At 73.6% G+C, this 4,711-nt stretch carries 4 protein-coding genes; 2 read left to right on the top strand and 2 right to left on the bottom strand.

The window, feature by feature from the left end:
- Positions 1–152: 152 nt before the first annotated feature.
- Complete coding sequence (locus ACU436_RS26185; RefSeq protein WP_459029586.1) at positions 153–479, bottom strand: hypothetical protein; 327 nt, start codon at positions 477–479, stop codon at positions 153–155.
- 4 nt (positions 480–483) lie between these two features.
- Between ACU436_RS26185 and ACU436_RS26180 the strand changes: the two genes are divergently transcribed.
- The gene (locus tag ACU436_RS26180; protein WP_459029585.1) at positions 484–1,251 is read left to right on the top strand and encodes a hypothetical protein; all 768 of its coding nucleotides are present in this window, start codon (positions 484–486) and stop codon (positions 1,249–1,251) included.
- A gap of 1 nt (position 1,252) precedes the next feature.
- Here ACU436_RS26180 and ACU436_RS26175 read toward each other — a convergent pair whose 3' ends face one another.
- Positions 1,253–3,544, bottom strand: coding sequence for a beta-xylosidase/alpha-l-arabinosidase (locus ACU436_RS26175; RefSeq protein ID WP_459029584.1), 2,292 nt, complete (start codon positions 3,542–3,544; stop codon positions 1,253–1,255).
- A gap of 133 nt (positions 3,545–3,677) precedes the next feature.
- On the opposite strand from ACU436_RS26175, the gene ACU436_RS26170 reads away from it, so the two are divergent.
- Positions 3,678–4,688 (top strand): LacI family DNA-binding transcriptional regulator, encoded by a 1,011-nt coding sequence (locus tag ACU436_RS26170; protein WP_459029583.1) that lies wholly within the window; start codon positions 3,678–3,680, stop codon positions 4,686–4,688.
- Positions 4,689–4,711 lie beyond the last annotated feature (23 nt).

The following is a 4,711-nucleotide window of genomic DNA, read 5'->3' as shown; positions in this document are numbered from 1 at the left end:
GACGGGCTCCAATGAATCGCCGCTACCAGCGGAAAGGGATGGATGCAACCAGAAGGGCCCGCGGCCACCGGTACCCGTCGCGCCTGAGGCGAGCGACTTGCCGGGGCGGCTCGAGCCACACCACGCCCGCGCGGCCCGTCAGTTGCGAGACGTCAGCAACCAACCGGTACCCGGCGCGAACAGTGATCAGGTTGCAGCCCTCTCGCGTCCAGTGCGCGCATCTCCGATGGCTCCCGCATGGCACTCAGATGACATTTGGGTGTCGTGAGCGCCGCCACCCGCCGGGCGGCGAGGCACCCCTCGCCGCCCGATGTCCGCGATCTGGGCCGTTCGTGGCGAACTCCCCGGCGCCAGACGTCGACGATCGCCGCCGTCGCCCGGATGTCCGCGGTCGGGTCGCCGGCCACGAGCACGAGATCGGCACGGAGGCCCGGTGATATCCGTCCACGGTCGTCGAGACCGAAATGCCGGGCCGGCACACTCGTGGCCGCCGCGAGCGTTTCCGCATTCCCGAGACCCGCCCGTCGCGCCGTCGTCGACGACGATCTTCAGGTAGTCGACGCCCTGCGCGAGGCGGGCCTCGACGAACGCCCGCGCCTCGCCCGGGTCGCTGATCGACTCGAACCGGTCGTCGCCGAACGCCGCTCGCGCCGATTCGCCGGCGGCGTCGAGCAGCTGGCTCGGGTGCCCACCCGGGGGCGTGGCCAGCATGCCGGCGGACCGGATGTCGGCCACGTCGTCGTGTTCGGCCGCGAGCCGCCGCTGCCGGACCAGGTTCGACGGCAGGCTGAACATGTCCAGCTCCGTGGTCACGCCGAAGGCGAGTGCCTGCGCGAGGCTGCCGTCGACGGCGTGGGTGTGGGCGTCGATCAGCCCGGGCAGCAGCGTCTTCCCGGCGCCGTCCACGACGGTGTCGGCGGGACGGCCGTCCGCCCTTCGCATAGCCTCCGAGACCTCCTAGCGTCCAGGGCCATGCCACCCCGCGACCCCTCTGAGCCGCTCTTCACCGTCCACGTCACGAAGCCCGGCGAGTCGGGAGCGGTGGAGATCATCTTTCGATCCGAGGCCGACGCACGCGCCTACGCGATGGACCGCTCCCGGGACTTCCGCATCACGTCGGCATCGGTCACCCGGTTCGCCCTCGCCGAGCTGGGCACCCGCCATCCCGTCGTCTGGTTCCGGGACGGTGAGGAGCAACCCCACCGGTTCCACGGTCCTGAACGGCAGTTCTATCCCGCAGGAGGTGCGTGACTCAGCGCGTAACCGCTACCTGCACGATTCGCCGGTCGGCCGTGGAGACCTCGTGCACGGGGCCCGTCAGCTCCACCTCCGCCTCGAGCACCGGGTCGGCGCAGCTGCGCCCGACGAACAGGTGCACGGCGCCCGGCTCGACCACCCGCACCATGCGCCGGTCGGAGAAGGCCAGGCGGTGGGTGGGCACGTCGAGCTCGACGTCGGCGCTCTGCCCGGGTTCGAGGTGCACGCGCGCGTACCCGAGCAGCTGCACCACCGGACGGGTCACGGAGGCGACGGGGTCGGTCGCGTAGAGCTGGACGACGTCGGCACCGGACCGGTCGCCGGTGTTCGTGACGCGGCAGGTCGCCAGGATCGCTCCGTCGGTGGGCACCTGGGCCGCCGCGAGCCGCAGGTCGGTGTGGGCGAACGTCGTGTAGGACAGCCCGTGGCCGAACGGGCGGACGGGGGCGGTGTCGAGGTTGCTCACCGAGCTCGCCCCGCCAAGCGGCGGGTGCAGGTAGCTGTAGGGCTGGGCCCCGACGGAGCGCGGCATGCTCACCGGCAGCCGGCCGGACGGGTTGACCCGTCCGGACAGCACGCCGGCCACGGCGGCGGCGCCCTCCTGCCCCGGGAAGAACGCCTGCACGACGGCGGCGCACCGCTCCAGCGCCCAGTCGAGGGCGTACGGGCGGCCGGTGAGCAGCACGAGCACCACGGGGGTGCCGGTCTCCAGCAGTGCCTCGACGAGCCCGCGCTGCACGCCGGGCAGGTCGAGCGAGTCGGCGTCGCAGCCCTCACCGGAGGTGCCGCGGCCGAAGAGACCGGCCCGGTCGCCGACGACCGCGACGCACAGCTCGGCGGCCCGCGCCGCCGCGACCGCCTCGGTGAAGCCACCCGTGTCGTCGGTGTCGACGCCCGCGCCACGGGCGTGCGTGATGACGGCGGCGGGCAGTTCGGCCCGCACCGCGTCCAGCACGCTCGCGATCTCCAGACCCGGCTCGACGCCGTCGTGCAGCGCGAGCACGTGGTTGAGGAAGCTGTAGCAGCCGAACAGCGCCGCGGTGTCGTCGGCGTTCGGGCCCACGACGGCCACCCGGGCCGGCGCCGCGAGCGGCAGGGTGCCGTCGTTGGACAGCAGCACCACCGACTCCTCGGCCAGCCTGGCCGCCAGCGCGCGGTGCGCGGGCGGGTCGAGGTCGATGGCGCCCACCTCGGCGTAGTCGTCCGGCTGCCGGTCGAGCAGGCCCAGCCGCGCCTTCTGGCGCAGGACCCGCTCGACCGCGCGGTCGACGACGGCCTCCGGCAGCGCGCCGGAGCGCACCTGCTGCGCCAGCGGCCCGAGGAAGGCGTTGCCGGTGGGCAGTTCCACGTCGATGCCCGCGGCAAGGGCCTGCGCGGCGGCGTCGCCGAGATCGCCGGCGACCCGGTGCAGCGTGTGCAGGAACGCGACCGAGAAGTAGTCGGCCACCACCGTGCCGCCGAACCCCCACCGGTCCCGCAGCACGCCCGTGAGCAGGGCGGCGTCGGCGGCCACCGGCAGCCCGTCGATCTCGGCGTAGGAGTTCATGACCGAGTCGACACCGCCGTCGAGCACGGCCATCTCGAACGGCGGCAGCAGCACGTCGGCCACCTCCCGCGGCCCGGCGTGCACGGGGGCGAGGTTGCGCCCGGCCCGCGAGGCCGAGTAGCCGACGAAGTGCTTGAGCGTGGCGATGACGCCGCTCGACTGCACGCCGCGCACGTAGGCGGTGCCGATCGTGCCGACGACGTAGGGGTCCTCGGAGATGCACTCCTCCACACGGCCCCAGCGGGCGTCGCGCACGACGTCCAGCACGGGGGCCAGCCCCTGGTGCACCCCGAGGCTCCGCATGGACTCCCCGATTGCCGCACCCATCTCCTCGACGAGGGCGGGGTCGAAGCTCGCGCCCCAGGACAAGGGCGCCGGGAACGTCGTCGCCTTCCAGGCGGCGAGGCCGGTGAGGCACTCCTCGTGCACGAGCGCGGGGATCCCGAGGCGGGTGTGCTCGACCAGCATGCGCTGCTTGGCCGCCAGGGCCCGCGCACCGGCCACCGGCTCGACGGGCGCCGTGCCGAACGGGCGGGTGAGCTGCCCGAGCCCGTGCGCGGCGAACGCCTCGAAGCCGGCGTCGTCGGCCTGCATCGCGTCCTGCATCGGTGCGACGTCGCCGCCCGCACCGGAGCCCCCACGCCCCTCCCACAGCCCGACCAGCTGGGCGAGCTTCTCCTCCAGGGTCATGCGCGCGATGAGCTCGGCGACCCGGGAGGAGGCCTCGGTTCTGATGGACACGTTCCCTCCGAGACCGAAAGTTTCCGACATTTGCGATTCGCGGCGATGACGGTAGGTTCGGCCTTGCGGCCCGTCAAGCCGCACACGGCGGGAGCACGAACGTCGAAAGTTTCTGCGGGAGGACCTTGATGCCATGACCAGCCGTCGCGTGACGATCGCCGAGATCGCCGCCTCCGCCGGCGTGTCGGTGCCCACCGTGTCGAAGGTCCTCAACGGCCGGGCCGACGTCGCGGACGGCACCCGCCGGCGCGTGCAGCAGATCATGGCCGACCGCGGCTACCAGCGCCGCGCGTCCGGCACCCAGCGGCCGGTGGGCCTGATCGACATGGCGGTGCCCGGTCTCGACTCCCCGTGGGCCGTGGACGTGTTGCGCGGCGCGGAGGCCGAGGCCCGCAAGGTCGGCAGCCAGATCGTCATCACCTCCACCGGGCGGTCTCCCGCCGGCGACCGGCAGTGGCTCGACCGGCTGGCCACCCGGCGCTCCGACGGCCTCGTGCTGGTGGTCAGCGAGGCGGCTCCGGAGGCGGTCGAGCAGCTCGCGGCGCTGCGCACGCCGGTCGTGCTGCTCGACCCGGTCGGCGGCAGCGACCCGTCGTTCGCCACGGTCGGCGCCACGAACTGGGCGGGCGGCCTCTCCGCCGTCGAGCACCTGCTCGCGCTCGGCCACCGCCGGATCGCCGCGCTCTCCGGCCGCCCGCAGCTGGCGTGCAGCCAGGAACGCGTGGAGGGCTACCGGGCCGGGCTGGGCCGGGCCGGGATCCCCGTGGACGAGCGGCTCGTCCATTTCAGCGAGTTCTGCACGAGCGGGGGCAAGGAAGGCGCCCGCGCCGTCCTCGACGTGCCCGAGCCACCGACCGCGATCTTCGCGGGATCCGACATGCAGGCCTTCGGGGTCTACCAGGAGGCAGCGGCACGGGGGCTGCGCATCCCGGAGGACCTCAGCATCGTGGGGTTCGACGACATCGCGTTCAGCGAGCTGGCGACGCCGCCGCTCACGACGGTGCGCCAGCCGCTTGCCCGGATGGCGGCCGAAGCGGTGCGGCTGCTGCTCGACGCGGGGAACGGCATCCCGGGCCCGCCACCGCGTGTGGAGCTCGCCACCCATCTGGTCGTGCGCGGGAGCACAGGGCCGGCGGCCCGATAACGGCGTATAGTTGCCTATTGGCA

Source organism: Pseudonocardia wallangbongensis, assembly GCF_054486945.1.
Note: the sequence above shows the minus strand (reverse complement) of the source record. Positions and strands in the feature narration are given on the sequence as shown.

Coding starts and splice junctions, on each gene's coding strand:
- ACU436_RS26170 (WP_459029583.1), top strand. CDS start 3,678: ATGACCAGCCGTCGCGTGACGATCGCCGAGATCGCCGCCTCCGCCGGC.